Below are 653 nucleotides of genomic sequence, written 5' to 3'. Positions count from 1 at the left end.
CAATCATACCCCATTCTTCAGCAATTACTGCAAAGATAAAGTCAGTGTGTCGTTCAGGAAGAAATTCCAGTTGTGACTGTGTACCGTGCAACCAACCTTTACCGGAAATACCGCCAGAACCAATCGCAATTTTACTTTGGATAATGTGGTAACCCGCTCCAAGTGGGTCTGATTCTGGATTGAACAGAGTACGAACGCGAACCTTTTGGTATTCGCGCATCAAGAAGAACCACAAAATTGGTATGAAACCACCTAAGGCAATGGCAGCCGCTGCGATGATCTTCCAACTGATGCCTGCTAGGAAAATAACGAAAATACCTGAAGCCGCAATCAGAATCGACGTTCCCAAATCTGGTTGTTTCGCGATAAGAATCGTTGGTAAGCACACCATGATTAGCGCAACAATCAGCGTTCGGAATGTTGGTGGTAATGGTTGGCGACCGATATAGCGCGCAACCATCAACGGTACCGCAAGTTTGAGTAATTCGGACGGTTGGAATCGAACAAAGCCTAGGTTGAGCCAGCGTTGCGCACCTTTCGAGGCCTCACCAAAGAACAGTACGCCAAATAGCAAAACTACACCGGCAATAAACATTAGTGGCGCGAGGCTTTCATATGTTCGAGGAGAAAGCTGAGCCAGAACCACGATCCCG

1 protein-coding gene is annotated in these 653 nt (G+C 47.2%); it reads right to left on the bottom strand.

The genetic code is table 11. The annotated features are described in order from the left end of the window. The coding region (locus R7093_RS25985; RefSeq protein WP_318147116.1) for an FtsW/RodA/SpoVE family cell cycle protein at positions 1-653 on the bottom strand (653 nt) is incomplete at both ends.

Source organism: Vibrio sp. 1580 (genome assembly GCF_033340055.1).
Note: the sequence above shows the minus strand (reverse complement) of the source record. Positions and strands in the feature narration are given on the sequence as shown.